This window comes from Luteitalea pratensis (assembly GCF_001618865.1).
GTDB lineage: Bacteria > Acidobacteriota > Vicinamibacteria > Vicinamibacterales > Vicinamibacteraceae > Luteitalea > Luteitalea pratensis.
Window position 1 is genome coordinate 6,279,189 of the sequence record NZ_CP015136.1, and the last position, 22,369, is coordinate 6,301,557.

Annotated in this window: 15 protein-coding genes; 5 read left to right on the top strand and 10 right to left on the bottom strand. The window is 67.7% G+C overall.

The genetic code is table 11. From position 1 onward, the window contains the following. Positions 1 to 4: 4 nt before the first annotated feature. Both LuPra_RS26570 and LuPra_RS26575 read right to left on the bottom strand, forming a co-directional pair. Entirely contained in the window at positions 5 to 2,599 is a 2,595-nt protein-coding gene (locus LuPra_RS26570; protein WP_162472837.1) for a protein kinase domain-containing protein, read from the bottom strand. Further along, the gene (locus LuPra_RS26575; protein ID WP_237050710.1) at positions 2,596 to 3,180 is read right to left on the bottom strand and encodes a sigma-70 family RNA polymerase sigma factor; all 585 of its coding nucleotides are present in this window, start codon (positions 3,178 to 3,180) and stop codon (positions 2,596 to 2,598) included. Before LuPra_RS26575 ends, LuPra_RS26570 begins: the two co-directional genes overlap by 4 nt. Positions 3,181 to 3,422: 242 nt before the next feature. On the opposite strand from LuPra_RS26575, the gene LuPra_RS26580 reads away from it, so the two are divergent. Together LuPra_RS26580 and LuPra_RS26585 are read left to right on the top strand one after the other, a co-directional pair. Further along, complete coding sequence (locus tag LuPra_RS26580) at positions 3,423 to 4,556, top strand: ScyD/ScyE family protein (protein WP_157899723.1); 1,134 nt, start codon at positions 3,423 to 3,425, stop codon at positions 4,554 to 4,556. Positions 4,557 to 4,614: 58 nt separating this feature from the next. Beyond that, the gene (locus tag LuPra_RS26585) at positions 4,615 to 4,860 is read left to right on the top strand and encodes a hypothetical protein (protein ID WP_110173564.1); all 246 of its coding nucleotides are present in this window, start codon (positions 4,615 to 4,617) and stop codon (positions 4,858 to 4,860) included. 62 nt (positions 4,861 to 4,922) lie between these two features. Here LuPra_RS26585 and LuPra_RS26590 read toward each other — a convergent pair whose 3' ends face one another. The 3 genes from LuPra_RS26590 to LuPra_RS26600 all read right to left on the bottom strand — a co-directional run bounded on the left by LuPra_RS26590 (position 4,923) and on the right by LuPra_RS26600 (position 14,808). Then, entirely contained in the window at positions 4,923 to 6,629 is a 1,707-nt protein-coding gene (locus LuPra_RS26590) for an ATP-binding protein (protein ID WP_110173565.1), read from the bottom strand. 8 nt (positions 6,630 to 6,637) lie between these two features. Then, the gene (locus tag LuPra_RS26595) at positions 6,638 to 12,853 is read right to left on the bottom strand and encodes a HAMP domain-containing protein (RefSeq protein WP_470368383.1); all 6,216 of its coding nucleotides are present in this window, start codon (positions 12,851 to 12,853) and stop codon (positions 6,638 to 6,640) included. A gap of 899 nt (positions 12,854 to 13,752) precedes the next feature. Beyond that, entirely contained in the window at positions 13,753 to 14,808 is a 1,056-nt protein-coding gene (locus LuPra_RS26600) for a Kelch repeat-containing protein (RefSeq protein ID WP_110173566.1), read from the bottom strand. Positions 14,809 to 15,020: 212 nt separating this feature from the next. On the opposite strand from LuPra_RS26600, the gene LuPra_RS26605 reads away from it, so the two are divergent. Continuing rightward, on the top strand, positions 15,021 to 16,001 hold the full coding sequence (locus LuPra_RS26605) for an NAD(P)-dependent alcohol dehydrogenase (RefSeq protein WP_110174885.1): 981 nt from the start codon (positions 15,021 to 15,023) through the stop codon (positions 15,999 to 16,001). Positions 16,002 to 16,255: 254 nt separating this feature from the next. Continuing rightward, positions 16,256 to 17,020: a hypothetical protein gene (locus LuPra_RS26610; protein ID WP_157899724.1), complete on the top strand. Its 765-nt coding sequence runs from the start codon at positions 16,256 to 16,258 to the stop codon at positions 17,018 to 17,020. A 93-nt stretch (positions 17,021 to 17,113) separates the two neighbouring features. On the opposite strand, the gene LuPra_RS26615 is transcribed toward LuPra_RS26610, so the two are convergent. The 5 genes from LuPra_RS26615 to LuPra_RS26635 are packed head-to-tail and all read right to left on the bottom strand — an operon-like array spanning position 17,114 to position 21,420. After that, entirely contained in the window at positions 17,114 to 17,899 is a 786-nt protein-coding gene (locus LuPra_RS26615) for a GNAT family N-acetyltransferase (RefSeq protein WP_157899725.1), read from the bottom strand. A 10-nt stretch (positions 17,900 to 17,909) separates the two neighbouring features. Next, positions 17,910 to 18,248, bottom strand: a complete 339-nt coding sequence (locus LuPra_RS26620; RefSeq protein ID WP_110173569.1) for an AtuA-related protein — start codon at positions 18,246 to 18,248, stop codon at positions 17,910 to 17,912. Position 18,249: 1 nt separating this feature from the next. Further along, the gene (locus LuPra_RS26625; RefSeq protein WP_110173570.1) at positions 18,250 to 19,593 is read right to left on the bottom strand and encodes an acyclic terpene utilization AtuA family protein; all 1,344 of its coding nucleotides are present in this window, start codon (positions 19,591 to 19,593) and stop codon (positions 18,250 to 18,252) included. After that, positions 19,590 to 20,918 carry a CitMHS family transporter gene (locus LuPra_RS26630; protein WP_110173571.1) on the bottom strand — a complete coding sequence of 443 codons (1,329 nt, stop codon included), beginning with the start codon at positions 20,916 to 20,918 and terminating at the stop codon, positions 19,590 to 19,592. The genes LuPra_RS26625 and LuPra_RS26630 overlap by 4 nt, the downstream gene beginning before the upstream one ends. Before the next feature lies 1 nt (position 20,919). Then, a complete protein-coding gene (locus LuPra_RS26635; protein WP_110173572.1) occupies positions 20,920 to 21,420 on the bottom strand; it encodes a DUF3592 domain-containing protein in 501 nt (166 codons plus the stop codon). Positions 21,421 to 21,520: 100 nt separating this feature from the next. On the opposite strand from LuPra_RS26635, the gene LuPra_RS26640 reads away from it, so the two are divergent. Continuing rightward, positions 21,521 to 22,369: a carbohydrate deacetylase gene (locus LuPra_RS26640; protein ID WP_110173573.1), complete on the top strand. Its 849-nt coding sequence runs from the start codon at positions 21,521 to 21,523 to the stop codon at positions 22,367 to 22,369.

Here is a 22,369-nt window from a genome sequence, read left to right on the forward strand (position 1 = left end):
GGGCCTACCGTGCCGGATTCGGAAGCGGGCCGGCGAGCTTCATCGAGGCGAGCAGCGCCGTGAACCTCGCGTCGTCACGCAACGGGTCGAACATCGGCTCCACCGCCGCCAGCACGAGGAGGAAGTCGCGTTTTTCACGAGCCCGCGCCAGCCACGAGAATGCCTTGTCCTTGTCGCCAAGCGCCGCGTGCAACACCGCGAACGTCGTCGGCGCCACGTACCGGCGTGTCGAGAGACGCGTCAGGCGCGCGATGAGGGCAAGCGCTTCGCTGCGCTTGCCGGCCAGTGCGTACGTGCGCGCGAGTTCAGCCGTTTCGTCGGGGCTGTCGCCGGAGAGGGGAATCGACCGGCGAAACGCCTCGGCGGCAGGTCCATAGCGGCGCTGCTCGAGCAAGGCTCGGCCGAGGCCCCAGTGACCGTAGCCGAAGTTCGGATCCATCGCGAGCGCCCTGCGAAACTGCACGCCGGCCTCCTCGTGCCGACGCGCAACGTGGAGGACGCCGCCAAGGCCGGCAATCAGGGTGGGCGACAGAGGATCGAGTTCGACGGCGCGGGTCGACTCCTTGATCGCGTCGTCATGCCTGCCCATCGCGCCAAGGTAGAAGCCGTAGGCCATGTGCGCATCCGCGTCGCCAGGATTGAGCTCGAGCGCACGCCTGTACTCGCGTTCCGCGGCGCCCCAGTTCCACCCGTGGAGAAAGATCGCGTCGGCGAGTGCCGCGTGGGCGTCGGCGAGGCCTTCGTCGAGCCGCAACGCCGTCTCCGCTGACTGCCGCGCCTTCGGAAACCCCTCGCTCGGTGGCCACGCATTGAAGCCGCTCAGGCTCACATAGGCCTTCGCCATCCCCGCGTGCGCCTGCGCGTAGGCCGGGTCCCTGGCCACGGCCTGCTCGAAGTAGTGCAGCGCCCTGGAGAACCCGTCGTCGGTCAGCCGAACCAGGTGGTATCGGCCGAGCAGGTACAGCTGGTACGCCTCCACGTCGGCCACGTAGCGCTTCTCGTGCGCCTGGTTGGCGGCGAGCCGAACTGTGAGCGCGGCCGACACGCGTTCTGCGACGGCGTCCTGCAGCGCGAAGATGTTGGTCAGCGGCTCCTCGAACCGTGATGCCCAGAGCTGCCGGCCGTCCGAGACATTCAGCAGACGCACCGTCACACGCACCCGATCGGCGGATGTCTGGATGCCACCGTCCACCACTGCATCGACTCGCTGCTCTCGCCCGGCCGCGAGCGCGTCCTGTTGGAGCCCGCCGTAGTTGCGGACCGCGCTGATCGGGCGCACGTCGAGCTCGGGTATCGTGCTGAGGCTCGCGATCAGCGTGTCCGCCATGCCCAACTCGAGTGCCTCGTTCCTTTCGGTCGACACCAGCGACTTGAATGGCAGCACCGCGATGGAGCGGCCCCTCGGTGCGGCGGTCGCGACCTGTACCGGCTGCCCGGCCGGCCACACGGTGATGACGATGAGCGGCACTGCCACCATGGCGGCAAAGGCGAGCGCGAGGGCAGGCCCACGCGCGGACGCTCGCGACGCTGCGGGAGCAATGGCGTCGTTGTCGGCGATGTCGTGCAAGTCCACGCGCATGGCCTCGATCGACTGATAGCGATCGGCGGGATCCTTGGCGAGCGCGCGCTCGACGACGCCAGACACACGTTCCGGCAGGGCGGCGTTCAGTTCCGCAATGGGGGTCGGCCGCGTGCGCAGGACCGCTCTGACGACCTCGGTTGGCGAGTCGCCGCGGAACGGCATCTGCCCGGTCGCCATTTCGTAGAGCACGACGCCGAACGAAAAGATGTCGCTGCGGTGATCCACCGCGCCGCCGAGCGCCTGCTCCGGCGACATCGACGCAGGCGTGCCGAATACCGCGCCGGGGATTGTCGCGCGACCCTGCGCGGCCACCTCGCCCTGCTCGCGCATGCGTGCGAGCCCGAAGTCGAGCACCATCGCCTGCGACTGCGGCGTGATCATGATGTTGCAGGTCTTCACGTCATGGTGGACGATGCCGAGCGCGTGAGCGGCGGCAAGCGCCTCGCTCACTTGCAGGGCAATGGCGCAGAACTCATCGAATGCGAGTGGACGTCCAGCGATGCGATGACGCAGCGTCTCGCCTTCCACGTACTGCATCGCGATGAAGAGGTGACCGTCGGCCTCGCCGACTTCGTATACCGCACACACATGCGGGTGGGAAATGGCGGACGCCAGGCGTGCCTCGCGAAGGAAGCGCGCTCGCGACGCGCCGTCGTCGGCAATCGCATCGTCGAGCAGCTTCAGGGCAATCCTGCGGCCCAACCTGATGTCGCGGGCGAGGTAGACCTCGCCGTTGCCACCGCTTCCGAGCCGTTGTTCCACGACGTAGTGGGCGATGCGGGATCCCGCGACTGGCTCGGAGTGGCCGTCGATGAACAGATCGGCCGCATCCTCCAATGCGCTCGTTTCGAGGAAGCCCTGCGCAAGCTGATCGGCATCGAGCAGCGCCTCGACCTGATCGCGCAGGTCGGTGTCGCCCTCGCAGGCACTTGCGAGGAACGCGGAGCGCTCGGCGCCGGTGTGTTCGAGCGCGGCTTGCAGCAGCTCCTCGATCTTCGTCCACCGGTCGGGCCTCACCGGTTCGCCTCCGGCGCCATCTCGCGATACAGCCAGAGGCGGGCGGCGCGCCATTCACGCTCGACGGTCGGCGTCGATACGCCGACGACATCGGCGGTCTCGTCGATGGTGAGTCCGCCGAAGTACTTGAGTTCGACGACCTGCGCCTTGCGCGCATCGAACGTCGCCAGCCGCTCCAGTGCCTCGTCGAGCGCGATCAGGTGGGCAGCGCGCTGCTCGGCCCGGCTCACGACATCCTCGAGGGGCACGCGTTGCGCCCCGGCGCCCCGCCTGGCGGTACGGCGTTGCCGCGCCCGCTCGACGAGGATGCGACGCATCGCCTGCGCGGCAATCGCGAAGAAGTGAACGCGGTTCTCGGGCCTGACGCGCGTGTAGTCGACGAGCCGCAGGTACGCCTCGTGCACGAGCGCCGTCGTGTGGAGCGAGTGGCCTGGCCTCTCGCCGCGCATGTAGCGGCGAGCCAGGCGCCGGAACTCGGGGTAGAGCAGCGGAACGAGGCGGTCGAGCGCGCTGCGGTCACCGTTGCCCCACTCGAGGAGCAGGCTGGTGATGTCCCCGGGGCCTGGGTCCGCCATGGGCATGGGCGTCACGCGAATCTCTTCGGGAAGCGGCGCGAGTATAGCACCGGGGCGGTCACGGTAATGCCTGATGCCTGATGCCTCATGCCTGATGCGTAGGCATTCGGGTCAGGGCCGACCGTCCTCGACCGAGGGTGATGGGAATTCTCCTCATCCAACGCCAACACGGTGAGAAGCGACACTGCGGCGGCGACCTCTCGCCGCCCTGCAGTGCCTCGTCGAGTGTTCACCATGGAGGAACGGCGATGGACAAGCGCACAGTCTTCACGCTCGCACTTGCAATGACCGGGCTCATCACACTGCGGCCCGATGGCCTGCAGGCAGCCACCCAGGAAGAGGGCGGCCCCGTGGTCGCGGCAGGCCTGAACAATCCCAGGGGTCTCGCATTCGGCCCTGATGGCGCCCTGTATGTCGCCGAGGCCGGCAGCGGCGGTGATGGACCATGCGCCGAGGGAGCCGAGGGCCTGCGCTGCCTGGGCACGAGCGGCGCGATTGCCCGGATCGACCTGCGGCGCGGTGCTCTGAGGCGCGTCGCGACAGGGCTGCCCTCGGCGGCGCTCGCCGACGGCAGCTTCGCCACGGGCCCCCACGGCATCGCGTTCAACGGGCGTGGTGGCGCCGACGTCACCATCGGTTATGGCGGTGATCCCGCCAATCGCACCGTCGATTTCGGTCCCGAGGGCGAGCAGTTCGCGCGCCTCGTGGCCGTGAGCCCGAGTGGACACTGGACCCTGGCAGAGGACCTCGGCAACTACGAGGCCGGAGCGAACCCGACGGGTGACGAGGTGGATTCCAACCCGTACGGGCTCGTGGCCCTGCCGGGACGCCTGGTGATCGCCGACGCCGGTGCCAACGCGCTGAACGAGGTAGCGGCAAACGGCACCGTGACGACCCTGGCGACGTTTCCTGACGGGGTTGCCGAAGCGCCGGAGTTCCTGGGGTTGCCACCCGGAACGCTGCTCCCGATGGACACCGTGCCCACATCGGTTGCGCAGGGGCCGGATGGTTCGTTCTACGTCGGCCAACTCACCGGCTTTCCGTTCCCGGCTGGCCGCGCGAACATTTACCGGGTTCCGGCGCACGGCGGGCCGGCGGAGGTCTTCGCCGAGGGATTCACCGCCATCATCGGGCTGGCGTTCGCGCCCGACGGCTCACTTCTCGTCGTCGAGATCGCACGGAACGGGTTGGTGGCCGCGTTCCTGGAGAACGACTGGACCGGTGCGCTCATCCGCATCGCCCCTGACGGCGCGCGCAGCGAACTCGCGGCTGGCGCCCTCACTGCTCCAGGTGGCGTCGCCGTCGATCGTGACGGCGCGATCTACGTCACGAACAAGAGCATCTTCAGCGGAGCTGGCGAGGTCGTCCGCGTGGAGCCCTGACCACCGCCCCGACGCCCACGCGATCGCCGCTCGCGTAGGATGGATCAAGGGGGCAACAGTGGACGAGCAGACACGAGGCTTCGTCGCGGCCGTGTTGTGGGATCTCCGTGCGCGGTGCGAGGCACAACTGCGGTGGTTGGCCGAATCGCAGCGATCGCTCGCGCACGAAGACGACGATGCGGTGGGATTGCCGTCGCTGCGTGACCTCGAAGTCCGGGCCAGCCTGGAGCGTGTGCGCCAGGCTGCGCTCGACATCGCCGCAGAGGCCGCGGCGTCCATCGATCGGCTGACCGCATCCCCGTGATCGTCGGCGGCACCGTCGACAAGAAGCAGCGGCGCCGCGGCGGCGGCGGGACGGCTCCGCCACTATCGGCTCGAGCTCTCGCTCGCGGCCAGGGGCATGGCACTCGAAGTCGCCGGCACCGCACGCGGCAATTCGAGCACGAACGTCGCGCCCTGTCCCATGCCAGCGCTGGCAGCCCGGAGCGTCCCGCCGTGCAACTCCGCGAGGTGCCGCGCTATCGAGAGCCCCAGCCCCAGGCCATGTGATTGCCGCGTGGACGAAGGGTCTTCCTGGCGGAAGCGCTCGAATACGTGTGGCAGGAACGTCGCGGAGATACCGCAGCCGCTGTCGGCCACCACGAGGCGCACCGCGGCGTCGGAGGTCTGCACGCCCACCACGACATGGCCGCCTCCTGGGGTGAACTTCACCGCGTTGTGTACGAGGTTGAAGAGCACCTGCTGGAGCCGCCCGCCATCGCCATTGACCAGCCCGCCGGAATGGGAGGCCTCCAGCGCGAGGCGCACCGTCTTGGCGTCTGCGGTCGGGCGCAAGGTCTGGACCGTGGATTCGGCCAGCACGGCCAGGTCCACGGGCTCGAGTTCCAATTGCACGTTGCCGGTCATCAGCCGGTTCATGTCGAGGAGATCCTCGATCAGTTTGGCCTGTGCGTGCGCGTTGCGATCGATGATCTCGAGGCGATTCTGGACGCCGTCAGGGAGGGAGGAGTCTTCCTGGATGATCGCGAGCCAGCCGAGCATCGCGTTCATGGGCGTCCGCAGTTCGTGGCTCAGCGTCGCCAGGAACTCGTCCTTCAGGCGGACCTGACGCTCGGCTTCGTCGCGCGCCTCACGCGCCTGCAGCAGCAGTTCCTCGCGCTCCCGCTCGGCCTCCCGCTCCCGTGTCACGTTGCGGGTCACGCCAACCATGCGGTCGCCCTGGCCGGACTCCTGCGGCACGATGCGGCCACGTTCGGTCAGCCAGGCCACGGACCCGTCGGTCCGCACCACGCGATAGTCGCAATCGTAGACGCCGGCCTGCAGCGCGTCGCGCAGGCAGGCGCTGACGCGTTCGCGATCGTCGACATGGAGCACGCGGGTGGTGCGCCGCTCCGGCCCGAACGCTCCGGCGGGGAACCCGAAGAGTTCCTCGGGATCCGATGCCCAGGTCATTTCTCCGCTCGCGAGCTGCCATTCCCACGCGGTCATCTGCGCCACGTCCAGCGCCATGCGCAGGCGCGCCTCGTTCTCCTGGACGCCCTGGTGCGCTCGCGACAGCGCCAACGTCCGCTCCTGCACCCGGCTCTCCAGTTCCTGGTTGACGCGTTCGAGTGCCGCCTGCACACTCTGGCGTTCGACGACCTCCCGCTGCAACGCGTCGTTCAGGTCGGCAAGCGCCCGCGTCTTCCGGAACAACTCGATGAAGACCCCGACCTTCGAGCGGAGGATGTCGGGATTGACCGGCTTGCTCAGGTAATCGACGGCCCCGACACCATAGCCGCGCAGGATGTCGCTGTCGTCGGCGGTGTGCGCGGTGAGGAACAGGATCGGGATGTGCTCCGATCGCTTGCGTTGCTTGATCAGTTGCGCCAGCTCGATGCCGGTCATCCCGGGCATGCGGATGTCGAGCACGATCGCCGCGAACTCGTGACGCAGCAGGCTGAGGAGCGCCTCGTCGGCCGACTGCGCGCGCACGAGGACGCACTCGGCAGGCGCAAGCATCGCCTCGAGGGCATCCAGGTTGCGGGGCTGATCGTCCACGATCAGCACCTTCGGGCGCTCGGCAATCACCATGCTCGAGCTCAACGATACAGCCAGACCCGCAACAGCGACAGCAACTGGTCGGTGTTGACCGGCTTGGCGATGTAGTCGGACGCGCCGGCTTCCAGGCACTTCTCGCGGTCGCCCTTCATCGCCTTGGCGGTCAGCGCCAGGATGGGCAGCGTCCGCAGGTCGGGGTTCTTCCTGATCTCCCGCATGGTCTCGTAGCCGTCCATGTCCGGCATCATGATGTCCATCAGCACCACGCTGAGGCCCGGCGTCTCCTCGATCAACGCGACCGCGTGCCGCCCGTTGGTGGCGCTGACCACCTCCATGTCGTGGTTCTCGAGCACCGTCGTCAGCGCGAAGATGTTGCGCGCGTCGTCGTCCACGACGAGCACCTTGCGGCCACGCAACACGTCGTTGGATCCGTGCAGCCTGTCGAGCATCTGCCGTTTGACGTCCGGCAGTTCGGCGACGACACGGTGGAGGAACAGCGCTGTCTCGTCGAAGAGCCGTTCCGGCGACTGCACGTCCTTGAGCACGATGCTCTTGGCCACCATGCGCAGCCGCTCCTCTTCGTCGCCGGTCAACTCGCGCCCCGTGAAGACGACAATCGGCAGGTCGCGCAGGGACGGCGTCTCCTGGATCCGCGTCAGCAACTCGAAGCCGCTCATGTCGGGCAGACGCAGGTCCATGACGCAGCAGTCGAAGGTCGTCGCCTTCAGCAGCGTGAGGGCCTCGGCGCCGGTGCCGACGCCGACGACCTCGATGTCGTCGTGCGACAGCAACTCGAGCACGCCCTGCCGCTCGATGTCGTTGTCCTCGACGACCAGCAACCGCTTGGTGTGCGGTGTCACGTAGGTGCGGATGCGGTCCAGCGCGTCCTCGAGGTCCTCCGTGGTTGCCGGCTTGACGAGGTACGAGAAGGCCCCGTGCGACAGCCCGTGCTGCCGCTCCTCCTCGACCGACAGCATCTGCACGGGGATGTGCCGCGTCGCCGGATCCAGTTTCAGGTTGTTGAGGACGGTCCACCCGAGCATGTCGGGCAGGAAGACGTCGAGGGTGATGGCGGTGGGCAGGTACTGGCGTGCCAGCGTCAGCGCGGCCTGGCCGCGGGTGGCGACGAGCGCCTTGAAGCCCTTGTCGCGTGCGAGCCCGAGGAGCACTCGCGCGTAGTGCGCGTCGTCATCGACGATCAGCAGGATGTTGTCCCCCTCGCCGATGGTGTCGCGGTCGTCGGCAATGGCGTCCTCGGCGTTGGCGATGGCGAGGACAGGCAACGAGCTGACCGAAATCGGCAGGTGCGCCGGGGCGCTGGGCGTCATCGTCGCACGTGCAGGGCCGGTGTACGAGAGCGGCAGGTACAAGGTGAAGGTGCTGCCCTGCCCTGGCGTGCTCGTCAGCCGGATCTCGCCGCCGAGCAGCATCGCGAGTTCGCGGCTGATCGCCAGGCCGAGGCCGGTGCCGCCGTACTTGCGGCTGGTGCCGGCGTCGGCCTGCTGGAACGCCTCGAAGATCAACTTCTGCTTTTCCGGCGCGATGCCGATGCCGGTGTCGGTGACCTGGATTGCCACGGCGCTGCCGGAGAACCGCAGGATCGGATGGTCCAGCGACCAGCCAGTGATCACCGGGGTCACGCGCATCGAGACCTGTCCGACGGCCGTGAACTTGAAGGCGTTCGAGAGCAGGTTCTTGAGAATCTGCTGCAGCCGCTTGGGGTCGCTGGTGAACGTCGGCGGCAGGCTGCCGTCGATCTCGACGTTGAAGCCCAGCCCCTTGGACTCGGCCATGTGGTGGAAGGTGCGCTGCACGCTGTCGCGCAACGAGCCAAAGGTGATTTCCTCGGCCTCCACCGTGACCGTGCCGGACTCGATCTTGGACAGGTCGAGGATGTCGTTGATCAGCGTCAGCAGGTCGGTGCCAGCCGAGTGGATGTTGCGCGCGAAGTCCACCTGCCGGGTGGTCAGGTTGCCGACGGCGTTCTCGGCCAGTTGCTGGCCGAGGATCAGGATCGAGTTCAGCGGCGTGCGCAACTCGTGCGACATGTTCGCGAGGAACTCGGACTTGTACTTCGAGGTCAGGGCCAGTTCGGTCGCCTGCTCCTCGAGCGCGCGGCGGGCCTGTTCGACCTCCTTGTTCTTGCGTTCGACCTCGACGTTCTGCTCGGCCAGCTGCTTGGCCTTCGATGCCAGCTCCTCGTTGGTCTGCTGCAACTCGGTCTGCCGCGTCTGCAGCTCCATCGTCAGCTGCTGCGACTGCTGCAGCAGGTTCTCGGTCCGCATCGTCGCCTCGATGGTGTTGAGCACGACGCCGATCGACTGGGTGAGCTGCTCGAGGAAGGTGAGGTGCGTGGCGGTGAACGGCTGCAGCGAGGAGAGCTCGACGACCGCCTTGGTCTCGCCTTCGAAGAGCACCGGGAGCACCACGATGTTCTTCGGGCGGGCGCTGCCGAGGCTCGAGTGGACGCGACCGTACGTGCGCGGCACCTGCGTCAGCAGGATCCGCTGCTTGTCGAGCGCGCACTGTCCGACCAGGCCCTGCCCGACCGCGATCCGCGTCGCCTGGCCCTCGCCGATCGCGTAGCCGGCCAGCAGCGACAGCACCGGCGTGGCATCGGTTTCGCCGAGCATCTGGTACACGGCGCCCTGCTGCGCCTTCACCAGTTGCGCGAGTTCCGAGAGCAGCAACTGACCGACGGTGACGAGATCGCGCTGCCCCTGCAGCATGCGCGTGAAGCGCGCCAGGTTGGTCTTCAGCCAGTCCTGCTCCTGATTGCGGTCGGTCGTCCCGCGCAGGTTGTCGATCATCGTGTTGATGTTGTCCTTCAGCTCGGCGACCTCTCCGCGCGCCTCGACCTGGATCGACCGCGTCAGATCGCCCTTGGTCACGGCCGTGGCCACTTCCGCGATGGCGCGGACCTGGTTGGTGAGGTTGGCGGCGAGGAGGTTCACGTTGCCCGTCAGGTCCTTCCACGTGCCGGCCGCGCCGGGGACGTTCGCCTGCCCACCGAGACGGCCTTCCACGCCGACCTCGCGCGCGACGTTGGTGACCTGCTCGGCAAAGGTGGCCAGCGTGTCGGTCATGCTGTTGATCGTCTCGGCCAGCGCCGCGACCTCGCCCTTGGCTTCCACCGTGAGCTTCTGGCGCAGGTTGCCGTTGGCGACCGCCGTGACCACCTTGACGATGCCGCGCACCTGGTCGGTGAGGTTGGCGGCCATGACGTTGACCGAGTCGGTGAGGTCCTTCCACGTGCCGGCCACGCCAGGCACCTCGGCCTGGCCACCGAGCTTGCCTTCGGTGCCGACCTCGCGGGCGACACGCGTCACTTCCGCCGCAAACGAGTTGAGCTGATCGACCATCGTGTTGATGGTGTTCTTCAGCTCGAGGATCTCGCCCTTCACGTCGACGGTGATCTTGCGCGACAGGTCGCCGCGGGCGACGGCAGTGGTCACCTCGGCGATGTTGCGGACCTGCGCCGTCAGGTTCGCACCCATCACGTTGACCGAGTCGGTGAGGTCCTTCCAGGTGCCGGCAACACCGGGCACCACGGCCTGCACGCCGAGGCGGCCCTCGGTGCCGACCTCGCGCGCTACGCGCGTGACCTCGGACGCGAACGAACGCAACTGCTCGACCATCGCGTTGATCGCTTCCTTGAGCTGGAGAATCTCGCCGCGGACGTCGACGGTGATCTTGCGCGACAGGTCGCCGTTGGCCACCGCGATGGTCACGTCGGCGATGTTGCGGACCTGCCCGGTCAGGTTCGACGCCATCGAGTTGACGTTGTCGGTGAGGTCCTTCCACGTGCCGGCCACGCCGGGCACCTGTGCCTGGCCTCCGAGCTTGCCCTCGGTGCCGACCTCGCGGGCGACGCGACTCACCTCGGACGCGAACGCGTTCAGTTGGTCGACCATCGTGTTGATGGTGTCCTTCAGCTGCAGGATCTCGCCCTTGACGTCCACCGTGATCTTGCGCGACAGGTCACCCCGCGCGATCGACGTCGCGACGTCGGCGATGTTGCGGACCTGGCCGGTCAGGTTCGACGCCATCGAATTGACGTTGTCGGTCAGGTCCTTCCAGGTGCCCGCGACACCTGGCACCTCGGCCTGCCCACCGAGCTTGCCCTCGGTGCCGACCTCGCGCGCGACGCGGGTGACCTCCGCGGCAAACGAGCGCAACTGCTCGACCATCGTGTTGATGGTGTCCTTGAGCTGCAGGATTTCACCGCGGACGTCGACGGTGATCTTCTTGGACAGGTCGCCGTTGGCCACCGCGATGGTCACGTCGGCGATGTTGCGCACCTGCGCCGTCAGGTTGCCGGCCATCTGGTTGACGTTGTCGGTGAGGTCCTTCCACGTGCCGGCGACCCCGGTGACCACCGCCTGTCCTCCGAGCTTGCCGTCGGTGCCCACCTCGCGGGCGACGCGGCTCACTTCGGAGGCGAACGCATTGAGCTGGTCGACCATCGTGTTGATGGTGTTCTTCAGCTCGAGAATCTCGCCCTTCACGTCCACCGTGATCTTGCGCGACAGGTCACCGCGGGCGACCGCGGTCGCCACCTCCGCGATGTTGCGGACCTGCCCCGTCAGGTTGAACGCCATGAAGTTGACGTTGTCGGTGAGGTCCTTCCAGGTGCCGGCCACGCCGGTGACGATGGCCTGGCCACCGAGCTTGCCTTCGGTGCCGACCTCGCGGGCGACGCGGGTCACTTCCGAGGCGAAGGCGTTGAGCTGATCGACCATCGTGTTGATGGTGTTCTTCAGCTCGAGGATCTCCCCCTGCACGTCGACGGTGATCTTGCGCGAGAGGTCGCCATTGGCGATGGCGGTGGCGACGTCGGCGATGTTGCGGACCTGGCCGGTCAGGTTCGACGCCATCGAGTTGACGTTGTCGGTGAGGTCCTTCCACGTGCCGGCCACGCCGGGCACTTCGGCCTGGCCGCCGAGCTTGCCTTCCGTGCCGACCTCGCGCGCGACGCGGCTGACCTCCGACGCGAACGCGTTCAACTGATCGACCATCGTGTTGATGGTGTCCTTCAGCTGCAGGATCTCGCCCTTGACGTCGACGGTGATCTTGCGCGACAGGTCGCCGCGCGCGATGGCCGTGGCGACGTCGGCGATGTTGCGCACCTGGCCGGTCAGGTTCGACGCCATCGAGTTGACGTTGTCGGTCAGGTCCTTCCAGGTGCCCGCGACGCCGGGCACCGCCGCCTGTCCACCGAGCTTGCCCTCGGTGCCCACCTCACGGGCGACGCGGCTCACTTCCGAGGCGAACGCGTTGAGCTGGTCCACCATGATGTTCATGGTGTTCTTCAACTCGAGGATCTCGCCCTTGACGTCCACCGTGATCTTGCGCGACAGGTCGCCGCGCGCGATGGCCGTCGCCACGTCCGCGATGTTGCGGACCTGGCCGGTGAGGTTGGACGCCATCGAGTTGACCGAGTCGGTCAGGTTCTTCCACGTGCCCGCCACGCCGGGCACCACGGCCTGGCCACCGAGCTTGCCTTCGGTGCCGACCTCGCGGGCCACGCGCGTGACTTCGGATGCGAAGCCATTGAGCTGATCGACCATCGTGTTGATGGTGTCCTTCAACTCGAGGATCTCCCCCTTCACATCCACCGTGATCTTGCGCGACAGGTCACCGCGGGCGACCGCGGTCGTGACCTCGGCGATGTTGCGCACCTGCGCGGTGAGGTTCGCACCCATCGCGTTGACCGAATCGGTGAGGTCCTTCCACGTCCCCGCGACATCCGGTACTTCGGCACGGCCACCGAGCTTGCCTTCGGTGCCGACTTCACGCGCAACGCGACTGACTTCGGAGGCAAACGCGTTGAGTTGATCGACCATCGTGTTGATGGTGTCCTTCAGCTCGAGGATCTCGCCCTTCACGTCGACGGTGATCTTGCGCGACAGGTCGCCGCGGGCGACGGCGGTGGTCACGCCGGCGATGTTGCGGACCTGCGCCGTCAGGTTGGACGCCATCGCGTTGACCGAGTCGGTGAGGTCTTTCCAGGTGCCGGCCACGCCCGGCACCACTGCCTGGCCACCGAGTTTCCCTTCGGTGCCGACCTCGCGCGCGACGCGGGTCACTTCGGCCGCGAAGCCGCGCAGCTGGTCGACCATCGTGTTGATGGCTTCCTTCAGTTGCAGGATCTCGCCGCGGACGTCGACGGTGATCTTCTTGGACAGGTCGCCGTTGGCGACGGCAATGGTCACGTCGGCGATGTTGCGCACCTGCGCCGTCAGGTTGCCCGCCATCTGGTTGACCGACTCGGTGAGTTCCTTCCAGACGCCCGAGACGCCCTTCACCTGCGCCTGGCCACCGAGCTTGCCTTCGGTGCCGACCTCGCGCGCCACGCGCGTCACCTCGGAGGTGAACACCGAGAGCTGGTCGATCATCTTGTTGACCAGCTTGGCCGACCGCAGGAACTCGCCCTCGAGCGGACGCCCATCGACTTCGAGTGCCATCGCCTGGCCCAGGTCGCCCTTGGCCACGGCGCCGACCGCGCGCGTCACTTCCGTCGTCGGCCACACGAGGTCGTCGATCAACATGTTGATCGACGACACCTCGTCGGCCCACCCGCCCATCACGCCGGGCACGGCCATGCGCTGTTTGAGCTTGCCTTCCTTGCCGACCATGCGCGACACGCGCGCCGTCTCGCGGGCACGCCGCTCGGTCACGGCCGCGATCTCGTTGAACACGTCGGCGACCTTGCCGTTGAGGCCGACGATGTCGTTGGGCAGGCGCACAGCGAAGTCACCGTCGCGGAGCGAGACCAGAGCGGCCAGCAGTTGTCGCGTGAACGCGTCGCTGCCGCCGCGGCCGCCCGGTGGTGGCGCTTCGTCTCCGGCAAGGGGCAACACGGCTCCGCCGATGACGGCAGACTCGGACTCGACGACAGGAGAGACAGCAATGCGAGTGGTGTCCATGACGCTCCGAAGCAACTGCCGGAAGCTCGTCAGTTCTTGGACTGCGAGCCGACAAAAGCGCAGTTGTAGCACGACGGATGCCGTTGGGCAGGCAGGGCCCGCTCTCCGAGCGCGGCCAGCAGGCGGGTCGATCGCACAAGACCGCGTCAGCCGTCCCGGCCAAGGCAGGACGGCCTGCGATTCGCCATCTTTGGTAAGGAGTAATTCAGGCAGGCGGTCGCGACCGCTCACCGGGATCCGAGGCGAGTCCAGACATCATCCTGCAGGCTCCAGAAGTCACCGAGCTGCTGGTCGTTGTACCCACCGAAGTAGAGAAGCCGGGCCCTGGCGCGGTCGTCGACGAGCGTCGCGCCTCCCCTCCCGGCCGGTACTGTCCGCGTTGGCAGGCTCTCGGTCCACTCCGTCCCGCTCCACGTCCATTGATCGGCGAGGTAGGGGCCATGCGTGCCGCCCTGTCCGCCCCGCAGCAGCACGCGCTGACGACGGGAGTCCCATGCGAGGGCATAGGTCTGGCGCACGGCGGGGCCGTGGGCGCCAACGTGATTCCACGCAGTGCCGTTCCACTCCCATACGCCCGCGTCCGGCCCGCCGAAGAGCACCGGGACGACCAGGACACCACGGCGATCGTCGAAGGCCGCCTGCGAGAATCCCGTCCGCCGTGGCCCATTGGCGTCGATGAGCCGCCATTGCTCGTGCTGCCAGGCCCACAGGCGCCCCGCGCGCATCTGGTCGCCGCCAATGGCGGGCCCGTCGAGCAAGAGGAGGTGCCGGCGTCGCGTGTCGAAGACGAGCGACGCGTTTCGGCTGCGCTGGCCGCTGCACGGACCGGTACTGATCTCCCTCCACGTGGTTCCGTCGTACTCCCACGTGTCGCACAGGGACGACGGCGGTGGCGACGTCATCCCGCCGTACAGCACCACCCGCTTGCGATCGGGATCGAACGCGAGTGTGTGTCCGGCACGGGCCGGGGGGCTGGCTCGGGCGTCGATGGCCTGGCGCCATACTCGGCCATCCCACTCCCACGTGCCCGCGAGCCAACCGCCGGGCTCACGGCCGCCGAACAGGGCCAGCCGCCCTCGAGCCTCGTCCCAGGCGAGGGCCTCGCCGTGCAGCGGTGATGGGAGCGCCGAGGTCGGGCGCACGTCGGGGCATGCCGCCGGCACCAGCGCCATGACGGTGAGGAGGCCCGCGGCGGCGGCAGGGATGATCTGCATCGCGCGATCGGCATGGTGCAGCCAGCGCGCGGATCCCCGGGCGGGAATGTGACGAGCCGGGCCGAACATTCCGCGCATCCTCAACGTCCTCCACTACACACACGACAACATCCCGTTTGTGGCCCGGCGATGGGCCGCGAGGTACGACCGTGAGAGTGCTGCGCCTGCTGAAGTGGACCCTGCTGGTCCTGCCGCTCGTGCTGGTGGCGATCTTCGCGATTGCCTGGTGGCGGTCCGACAACGACTGCGCGGCCCGCGCCAGTTCCACGCAGAAGGTGCCGATGCGTGCGCTCGTGTACTGCGACTACGGAACGCCCGACGTGCTGACGATCGCGCAGGTCGAGAAGCCGGTGCCGCAGGAGACCCAGGTCCTGGTGCGCGTCAGGGCCGCCTCGGTGAATCCCGTGGACTGGCACATGATCCGCGGCACCCCGTACGTGATGCGGATCGACAGCGGCCTGCGCAAACCGGCGGTTACGCGAACGGGCGTGGACTTTGCCGGGGTCGTCGAGGCTGTGGGCCGGCAGGTCAGCCGGTTCAAGGTCGGCGACGAGGTGTTCGGTGGCCGGACCGGGGCCCTGGCCGAGTACGTCGTCGTCTCGGCGGACCGCGCCATCGTTCACAAACCGGCCCTCATCACGTTCGATCAGGCGGCCGCCGTCGGCGTCGCCGGACTCACCGCGCTGCAGGGGATCCGCGATCGCGGGGAGGTCCGGAAGGGGGAGCGCGTCCTGATCAACGGCGCATCCGGCGGCGTCGGCACGTTCGCGGTGCAGATCGCGAAACACATCGGCGCGGAGGTCACCGGCGTCTGCAGCACGCGCAACGTCGACCTCGTTCGTTCGCTTGGTGCCGATCACGTGATCGACTACACGAAGGACGACTTCACGACGCGCACCGCCGCATACGACATGCTCCTGGACAATGTGGGCAACCGTCCGCTCTCCGCGTGCCGGCGAGTGCTCACGCCCAACGGTCGCTACGTGCTCGTCGGCGGCGGGGGGCCCAACGACCACCGCATTGTCGGCCCGCTCGGCCGAGTGGCCTCCATCTACCTGATGAAGCCGTTCGTCCGGCAAGAGATGAGCATGTTCATCGCCGATCTGAATCGCCGCGATCTCGAATGGTTCGCCGACGCGATGGGGACCGGGGTCGTGTCTGCGGTCATCGACAGGCGCTACCCCTTCGCGCAGGCCGCCGAGGCGATGCGCTATCTCGAGTCAGGCCGTGCCCGCGGCAAGGTGATCGTGACAATGGACTAGGCCGTCCTGTCACCTTCGAGCCGCGTGACCTGTCACCTTTTCGCTGTGTCGATGCTCTGAGGGAGTGCCGTCGTAGCCGTCGGACTCCAACGAATTTCGTAGGCGCGGGACTTGTCCGGCGCGCTGCCCGCGGGACAAGTCCCGCGGCTACACCTCCACGGATTCGCGCCGGCCGGTGGCGCGTGCGGCGCAACCCCGTGACGCGCAACTCCGTATGTACGGAAATGCGCCACATCCACACTCGCAGCCTGCCCGTGAACTCACTCATCGCACGGAGTAACCGAGCCGCACTCGCGATCGGCGCCCTGGCCATGCTGATCCTCTCGGACGCGCCACGCGCCCAATCCACGATCAAGCCCTACGCGCTGGAGTCCGCCGCAGGCCTCCGACTGCACAACGTGACGGCCGAGCCCGCCACGCTGGACGGCAAGCGTGGTCTTCGAGTGAGGTTCGACGAGGCGGTGCGCCGGCGCATGGAGGCGATGACGCCGCAGGAGCGCGAGGCGGCCCTCAAGTCCGGGGAGGTGAGCGAGCAGCTCCCCATCATCGACGGGCTCGAGTTCGGCAACGGGGTGATCGAGGCCGAGATCGCCGGCACGCCCAGGACCGACGTCTTCAAGGACGCCCGCGGTTTCGTCGGGATCGCGTTCCGTGTGCAGGAGGACCTGCGCAGCTACGATGCGTTCTACCTGCGTCCGACCAACGGCCGCGCGGACGATCAGCTACGTCGCAATCACTCCGTCCAGTACATCTCGCACCCCGACTGGCCCTGGCCACGGCTGCGGAAGGAGACGCCCGAAAAGTACGAGTCCTACGTGGATCTGGTCCCCGGGGTGTGGACCAGGGTCCGCATCGAGGTGCGCGCCGCGCAGGCCCGGCTCTTCGTACACGGGCAGGCGCAGCCGACGCTGATCGTCAATGACGTCAAGAGCGGGCCGAACGCCCGTGGTGGCGTCGCCCTCTGGATCGACGTCAGCACCGACGCGCATTTCCGCAACCTGACCGTGACGCCCGAGTAGACAACGCTTGATAGCAGTCGAGGCGTGCGTCGACCTGAAGGTCGACGCCTACGACGCGCTTCAACCCGTAGTCGCCGACCTTCCGGTCGGCTGTCATCCTCGTTCGGCGCCCGGCGTCCAGGACGGGGGGATGGAACCGTTCAGGATGTGCGCGAAGGGCACGAAGCCGGCCTGCTGCAGGGTCCTGCGCGATGCCACGTTCTCCGGGCTGCAGCGCGCGCACGGGACGCCCCCGAGCGCGTACGCGACGCGCTTCAGCTCCTGGACCAGGTAGCCGCCAAGACCTCGGCGCCGGAACGGCTCGGCCACCTCCATGTAGATGTCACCGTAGGGCACGTTGTAGTGGAACAGGATGCCGCCTGTCGCCACGGTCTCGCCGTCCAACTGGAGCTGCCACTCGGTTCCGCCCTGCCGCGCGGCGATGGCCGCCTGCACGTCGGTGTCTGGTGTCACCTGCAACAGCCGTGCGCCGTTGGCCTCGAGCGCGGTCGTGACGCCATCCTGGAAGACGATCTTCTCGCTCCAGACATCACGCGCGTACGTGTGCAGCATGGCCGCGAGCAGCGCGTCGTTCGACTGGATCTCCATCAGCCGCGCGCCGCTGACCTCCAGGAGGCACTCGAACAACAGGAAGGCGTGATTCCGGTAGGCGGGCAGCACGTGGAACTCGAAGATCGTCGGCTTGCCGGTCCACGGCCCGCCGATGGCCACGGTCCCGAATCCGGCGTCCACCTCGTCGAGGCGCAGCGCATAGGCGCTCGTCCACCCCGCACGTCGATGAATCGAGTCGTGCACGATCTGGCAGTGCATTTCCTCCCGGTAACGCACCCGCAACGGCAGGATGGCTGCAGGTGTCGTGGCGATCGCGGCCGCTCGCATGGGCGCCACTCTACCCGATGCCGCCACGCGAGGCCGGCAGGGAGCGGTCCGGCAGGATCATCTCCAGCAGCGCCGAACTGATTGACTTTCCGTGCGCATCCAGCGCAAGTGTCCGCGTGACGCTGTTGCCGGGCGGACGTGCCATCACGAAGTTCATCGCTCCCAGGGACGGGAGCAGGTAGCGCGCGACGTCTCCGTGAATCAGGTCACGCAGGTGCGCCTTCACGGCGTCTGCAGTCACGACCTCCATCAGGTACTCGAAGTCGCGCGGGTCGTAGGCGATGACCGAGCAGTTCACGAGCGTGCCCTTGTCCCCTGAACGGGAATGCGCCAAGTCGCGGAGCGTCATGTCACGCCTCCCGCACGTCCACCTGGCAGCGAACCTGGTCGCGTGGAAGGAGCATCGACGTCACCGCCAGGATCTGCCGCACGAGGCGGGTCGCTCCGGCGCCGCCGGCAGGACCGTTCGTGTAGAGCGCCTCCACTTCGTTTCCGATCCACGCCGCGGCCGACGCGGACTGGGCTCGACCCGCCACGCGAACCCTGACCTCGTACGGCTCGCCTCGTGAGGCACCCAGTTTCCCATGAAGCGCATCGACGCCAATCAGATCGCACCGCAGTTCCTCGATCGCGTGCCCGTACTCCGAAATCCGCGCGGCCACGATCTCCAGCGCCAGTTGTGCCCGCCGCCGCGCCCCGCCGCCCGCGTACGAGATCTGACCCTCACCGACGAATCCGTCGCGATAGCCGAGCGTCACCTTCAGGCATTCCGGCCTGGTGCGGCCTCGACCGCCCTGCACGCGCACGCGGTCCCTGCCTACCTCGGTCAACGTGACGGCAGTGAAGTCGGCGACGACATCGGGTGTGTAGTACGCGGCCGGGTCGTGGATCTCGTACAGCAACTGCTCCTTGCACGTGGCCAGCGAGACGCACCCGCCGGACCCGGGCACTTTCGTGATCACCGTCGCGCCGTCTTCGCCAACCTCCGCAATCGGAAACCCGAGGTGCGCCAGATCGACGACGTCCTTCTTCCCGGGCTCCGCGAAGTAGCCGCCCGTGACCTGGCCCGCGCATTCGAGCAGATGTCCCGTGACGGTGCCGGCTCCCAGCCGCTCCCAGTCGTCCAGGCGCCAGCCGAACTCGTGCACCTGCGGAGCGAGGAACAGGGAGGGATCGGCGGCTCGCCCGGTGATCACGACATCCGCATCCTGGGCAAGCGCCTCGACGATGGGCTCGACGCCGATGTAGGCGTTGGCAGACACGAGGCGGTCCGCGAGCGAGTGGACAGACTCGCCTGTTTCCAGGACGGCATCTTGGTCCTGCCGCACCTGCGCCAGCACGTCGTCACCCGTGACGGCAGCGACGTGAAGACCCGCGAGCCCGGCGTCCCTGGCAAGCGCGCGCACCGCGTCAGCGGCTCCCGCAGGATTGGCCGCACCCATGTTCGTGATGACGCGGACGCCGTTGGCGCGGCAAATGGGCAACACGGCGCGCATGCGGTCCAGCAGCAGCGGATCGAAGCCGGCGCGCTCGTCGCGTGCGCGCGCCTGCTGGGACAATGCGATCGTGCGCTCCGCGAGGCACTCGAACACGAGATAGTCGAGCTGTCCATGCGCGGCCAGCTGGACGGCCGGCTCGATCCGGTCGCCGGAGTAGCCGGCACCCGCGCCGAGCCGCAGCGTGCGTCCTTTCACAGCGGAAACACTCCCAGCACGACACAGGCGGCCGTCATCACGATCGTCGTCGCGAGCAGAAACGGGATCGAGAAGCGCTGGTGGTCGGCGAGATCAACGCCCGTGAGGCCGACGAGGAGGAACGTCGACGGCGTCAGGGGACTGACCGGAAATCCCGTCGTCATCTGGCCGAGCAACGCCGCCTGGCCCACCTGTACGCCCGGGATGCCAAAAGCCGCGGCAGCCTGGGCGACAACCGGCAAGACCCCGAAGTAGAACGAATCCGGATCGAACAAGAGGCTGAGCGGCATCGACAGCAGCCCGAGCAGCACGGGGATGTGGCTCCCTCCCCCTGCCGGCACGGCCCGCACCGCCGCCACCGCCATCGCGTCGAGCATGCCCGATCCCTTCATTACTCCGATGAAGGCGCCGGCTCCCATCAGGACGGTGGCCATCATCAAGGCACTCCTGGCGTGCGCGTCGACGCGGATACGTTGCATCGCCGTGTCCGGGTAGTTCAGCAGCAGGGCCAGTACCGTGCCGACCATGAACGCCACCGCGGGTGGAACCCATTCCGCGACCATCGCCACGAGCAGCATCACGGTGATCAGCACGTTCCACCAGAACCGCGAGGGCCGGCGCAAGACCAGTTCGTCTTCCGTGAGGCGCGACTCGCCGATCGTGGATCGGGCACGACCGGGAACGGTCGCATCCTCGATGGACGCAGGCATCGCGGCGAGGCGACGCGTTTCACGACGACCCAGCCACAGTGCCGTCGCGAAGACGAACGAGAGACCGACGGCCATCACCGGCAACAGCGGCCTGAACAGGTCGGTCACCGGCACGTGCAGGGACGCCGCGGCTCGCAGCAGCGGACCGCCCCACGGCACGATGTTCATCACCCCGGCGGCCATCGCGACAACACAGGCGAGCACGCGCTTGTCCATCCGCAACCGCTCGTACACCGGGACGAGCGGCGGGATGGTGACGAGGAAGGTCACCGCGCCAGCGCCATCGAGATGCACTGCCGCGGCGAGCACGGCCGAACCGGCGACGATGCGGGTGGGGTTGGTGCCGATCGCTCGCAGCACGCCGTTCACGACGGGATCGAGCAGGCCCGCGTCCGTCATGAGGCCGAAGAACAGGATCGCGAAGACGAACGTCGCGACGACCGGCGCCGTCTGCTGCAGGCCGGACGTCACGTACTGCCCGACCGAGGCCCCATGGCCGGACACGATGGCGGCAAGGATCGGCACGCCGACGAGGCCGACGACAGGGGTCACCCGCCTGCTGGCGAGGAGCACGAGCAGGATGAGGACCGTAACGAAACCGATGGTCGCCAGCATGTCAGTCGCCGGACTTCTCCGCTGGCCCCTGCCTGAGGAACAGCACCATGGGAAGCATCGCGATGACCGCGGGCACGGCGGCGACGGTGCACCAGATCGCGAGCCAGAGCTTCCATCCGTCGAGCTCGCTCTTGAGATCAGCCCGCTCCGGCCGGACGGGATCGTAGACGACCTCGACGACGTCGCCGACGCTCCAGGGCGCGGGATAGCGGTTCACGCTGCCCGTCATCTTGCGCGGAAGTCCCGTGCGGGTCGTGAACGCGACCGTGGGGGACACGGCACTCCCGCGACCGTTCCTCGCCGAGGAGTTGCCCGGCATGTAGTCGAGTTCGACCACGCGGCCCTCCACGACCTCGCCTTCACGCATGAGGGTGCCGTTGGACCACTGTGAGCGGGCCCCGTAGCCCAGGGGGATCAGTGCGACCAGGAGGAATGGGATGGTGATGCAGCCGAAAGCATTCGGCTGGACCCGTGTGACCGTACCGCCGGCCGGTGTTGCCATGGGCGCCTGACCTCAGGGGACGTGCTCTCTCGCGAACGCCGTGTCCGATCCGCCGAATGGCACGCATGGTATCGCGGACGGCCGCGGTAGACTGCAGCCCATGCGCATCAACCTTCTCGCTCTTGCGCTTGTCGCGTTCCTGCTGCAGCCGGCCTCGCCGACCGAGATCCGCCTGATCGTCAAGGGTGACGACATGGGCGCAGCGCACGGCATCAACGTCGGCACGATCAAGGCGTACACGGACGGCATCCTGAGCACGACCAATGTGATCGTCCCCGGGCCGTGGTTCCTCGAGGCCGCGAAACTGCTGCGCGAGAATCCGGGACTCGACGTCGGCGTGCACCTGGCACTCACGAGCGAGTGGGACAACGTGAAGTGGCGACCACTGACGTACGCGCCGTCGATCGTCGACGCGGACGGCTACTTCTTTCCGGCGGTCGTGCCGCGGCCAGGCTATCCGCCGAAGACGAGCATCAAGGACGCGCCGTGGAAGATTGACGAGATCGAACGCGAGTTGCGGGCGCAGCTCGATGCCGCGAAGAGGCACCTGCCGCAGGCGACGTACACGTGGTACCACATGGGATTCACCATGCTGGACCCGGCGGTGCGTGACCTGGCCACGAAGCTGACGAAGGAGTACGGGCTGGTCCAGGCGACCGACGTCGGCTTCAAGCCGCTCGGACGCATCTACGAGGGCACCGACAGCGGCGCCATCAAGGCAGACAAGCTGGCGGCCAGGCTCGAGACACTCGAACCGGGTCTGTGGCTGCTGATCGACCACGGATCCACGAACGACCCGGAGATGCAGGCGATCGGACATCGCGGCTACGAGAACGTCGCCGCCGATCGCAGTGCGAACGTCGAGATGTGGACCAGTCCCAAGGTGCGCGAGGTCATCACGCGCCGCCACATCAAGCTCACCAACTACCGGGAACTCACGAAGAAGTAG

Bases quoted from the DNA above. Each gene is read 5' to 3' on its own strand.
- LuPra_RS26575 (WP_237050710.1), bottom strand. From the start codon at position 3,180: ATGCCCATGGCGGACCCAGGCCCCGGGGACATCACCAGCCTGCTCCTC.
- LuPra_RS26580 (WP_157899723.1), top strand. From the start codon at position 3,423: ATGGACAAGCGCACAGTCTTCACGCTCGCACTTGCAATGACCGGGCTC.
- LuPra_RS26590 (WP_110173565.1), bottom strand. From the start codon at position 6,629: ATGGTGATTGCCGAGCGCCCGAAGGTGCTGATCGTGGACGATCAGCCC.
- LuPra_RS26595 (WP_470368383.1), bottom strand. From the start codon at position 12,853: ATGGCGGGCAACCTGACGGCGCAGGTGCGCAACATCGCCGACGTGACC.
- LuPra_RS26600 (WP_110173566.1), bottom strand. From the start codon at position 14,808: ATGTTCGGCCCGGCTCGTCACATTCCCGCCCGGGGATCCGCGCGCTGG.
- LuPra_RS26605 (WP_110174885.1), top strand. From the start codon at position 15,021: ATGCGTGCGCTCGTGTACTGCGACTACGGAACGCCCGACGTGCTGACG.
- LuPra_RS26615 (WP_157899725.1), bottom strand. From the start codon at position 17,899: ATGCGAGCGGCCGCGATCGCCACGACACCTGCAGCCATCCTGCCGTTG.
- LuPra_RS26620 (WP_110173569.1), bottom strand. From the start codon at position 18,248: ATGACGCTCCGCGACTTGGCGCATTCCCGTTCAGGGGACAAGGGCACG.
- LuPra_RS26630 (WP_110173571.1), bottom strand. From the start codon at position 20,918: ATGCTGGCGACCATCGGTTTCGTTACGGTCCTCATCCTGCTCGTGCTC.
- LuPra_RS26635 (WP_110173572.1), bottom strand. From the start codon at position 21,420: ATGGCAACACCGGCCGGCGGTACGGTCACACGGGTCCAGCCGAATGCT.
- LuPra_RS26640 (WP_110173573.1), top strand. From the start codon at position 21,521: ATGCGCATCAACCTTCTCGCTCTTGCGCTTGTCGCGTTCCTGCTGCAG.